The organism is Candidatus Streptomyces philanthi (assembly GCF_059553635.1).
Genome location: NZ_JCANQV010000518.1, coordinates 1 through 2,270 on the forward strand (window position 1 = coordinate 1; position 2,270 = coordinate 2,270).

3 protein-coding genes are annotated in these 2,270 nt (G+C 74.5%); 1 reads left to right on the forward strand and 2 read right to left on the reverse strand.

The window, feature by feature from the left end; translation table 11 throughout:
* On the reverse strand, positions 1-344 hold a 344-nt coding region (locus AC51EU_RS29740), incomplete at its 3' end, for a DUF3499 domain-containing protein (RefSeq protein ID WP_496270193.1).
* A 272-nt stretch (positions 345-616) separates the two neighbouring features.
* On the opposite strand from AC51EU_RS29740, the gene AC51EU_RS29745 reads away from it, so the two are divergent.
* Positions 617-1,054: a metallopeptidase family protein gene (locus AC51EU_RS29745; protein ID WP_496270194.1), complete on the forward strand. Its 438-nt coding sequence runs from the start codon at positions 617-619 to the stop codon at positions 1,052-1,054.
* Positions 1,055-1,071: 17 nt separating this feature from the next.
* Here the strand turns inward: AC51EU_RS29745 and AC51EU_RS29750 are convergent.
* The coding region (locus AC51EU_RS29750; RefSeq protein ID WP_496270195.1) for a DUF5719 family protein at positions 1,072-2,270 on the reverse strand (1,199 nt) is incomplete at its 5' end.

The window sequence follows — 2,270 nt, forward strand, 5'->3', positions numbered from 1 at the left end:
TTGGTGGGGTGATGGCCTACCAAGGCGACGACGGGTAGCCGGCCTGAGATGGCGAGCGCTTCGAGGTCGTCGCCGCTGGTGCGGGGCGGGGGCGCGGGGTCGACGGCGAGCCGGACGACCTCCCAGCCGCGGGGGGCGGTCAGCCGCTCGGAGTGCTCGGCACACAGGTCGTAGCAGTGCGGCTCGGCGTAGGTGGCGAGCGGCCCGAGGACGGCGGTCGAATCCGCGTAGACGTACGTCAGCGTTGCGACGGCGGGGCGGCCGCACGCAGTGCGCGAACAGCGACGTACAAGGCTCACGATGTTGGACGGTACCGCACTCTTGACCGGGCCGCGACGACTCACCTCCCGCTCACCCGACCGTGTCGTCCCGTTTCGTCCCACCCAGCCGACCCGCAGACACCATAAGTGACCGATCGGGAGCATTGCGCAACAGGGCCTGGAGGTACGGAAATCCACCATCAATCGGTGCAATTCGGGCCGCTCCGCAGGGTTTCCGTGCACACGTCGGCCCGCATCGCCTACCACACCGGACGGGGGTCGCGGTACGCCGACATCGCACCGGTCGGTACCCACTTTCCCGTGAACGCCCCCCGGTGGCGGCTACGCTCGATCTGATGGACATGCCCGTACCGCCCCGCCCGCCACAACCGCGTCCGCACGGCCGTGACCGCCACGGCCGCGGGATGCGCGGCCCGATCGCGCCGCCGCAGGTGCCGCTCTCGGTGAGCCGCGCGGACGCGTTCGTGGATCTTGTGCACGACTCGCGGGAGCGGCTGGAGCGGCACTGGCCGCAGCTCTCCGAGGTCGATTTCCTGGTCCTCGACGTGCCCGTGCCGGGCCCGGAGACGGACGGGACCGTTCCGCTGGGCGCGGCGCTGCCCGCCGGCCGCGGACATCGTGACCGGATCGTGGTCTACCGCCGCCCGATCGAGATCCGCTCCAAGGGCCGCGACGAGCGGGCCCTGCTCGTCCACGAGGTGGTCGTCGAGCAGGTCGCCGACCTCCTCGGCCTGGCCCCGGAGTCGGTGGACCCGCGCTACGGGCAGGACTGAGCGGGCCCGACGGGCCGTCAGTCCAGCAGCAGGGACAGGTCCTGCCGCGCCTCGGGCACCACGATCGTCCCCCGGTCGTCCGGCAGCGTCTGGACGGTGAAGGCCGGGATGCCGCCCTGCGGCAGGGCCAGGGTGCGGGCCGCGTGGACCGGGCCGCCGCCGGGCTGGGGCTCGACGGTCAGCGCGTAGCCGCCCTTGAGGCCCTGCGGGCGCGGCGGGTCGACGGCGAGGGTGGTGCCGCCCTTGACCGTGTACGTCTTGCTCACCGGGGTGCCGCCGCCGCTGCCGGCCGACGCGGTGACCTTGACCTTGGCGTCCTTGCCCTTCTCCGGCGCGACCAGGGACAGCGTGCTGCCCTTGTCCCGGTTGTCGGCCGCGGTGGCCCGGGTCTCCACCGGGCGCGTCGCCGCGATGAACGCCATCTCCTGGTCGCCGCCCTTGCCCCGGGTGACCCGCAGCGCGGCGGTGACCGGCGTCCTCGCGCCGCCGGACGGCGTGAGCACCAGGGAGCCGGCCTCGCCCCGGGTGAGGTCCTTGAGGTCGACGGCCGTGGTCGTCCCGCTCTTGATGTGCAGCGTCTCCAGCCCGGCCGGGGTGATCAGCCCGGTGGGGGTGGCCAGCTGGACCTTCAGGTCGGCGTCGGAGCCTCCGGGGGCCGTGGCGACGAGGTGGACGGACGAGGCGTCGGCGGGGATGCCGGGGAGGACGACGGCGGGCGACGGGTCGGCGGCGGCCGGCACCCAGTCGCCGCCCAGCCGCGCGTCCACCGCCTGCACGGCGGCGCCGACCCGGCCCTCCCGGGCGACGACGTGCAGCGTCGCGTCGGCGACCGGCGACGAGGAGAGCGTGGAGAGCAGCACCGGCACGGTGGTGTGCGGCGGCACCGCGACGCCCTCGCCGCCACTGTCCTCCAACGGGCCGTCCTTGCCGCGCAGTTCGAGGTCGACGACGGCGGGCGAGGAGTCGGGGTTGGTCAGATGGACGTAGTCGGTGCGGTCCTTGCCCGTGCTGACGCCGGGGAACCAGAAGGTGGTGTCGGGCGGGGTGCAGCTCAGCCCGAGCAGGCCGCGGCCGCTGCCCGCGGCGACGGAGGTGGTCTGCTGCACGGCCCAGCCGGGCGCCAGGACGCCGTCGGCCGCGCCGACCAGCGCCGGGGCGTCGGAGCGTTCGGTGGTGGCGGTGACCGGCGCCCCGGGCTCCCTCAGCGGCGCGACGG

Bases quoted from the DNA above. Each gene is read 5' to 3' on its own strand.
- AC51EU_RS29745 (WP_496270194.1), top strand. From the start codon at position 617: ATGGACATGCCCGTACCGCCCCGCCCGCCACAACCGCGTCCGCACGGC.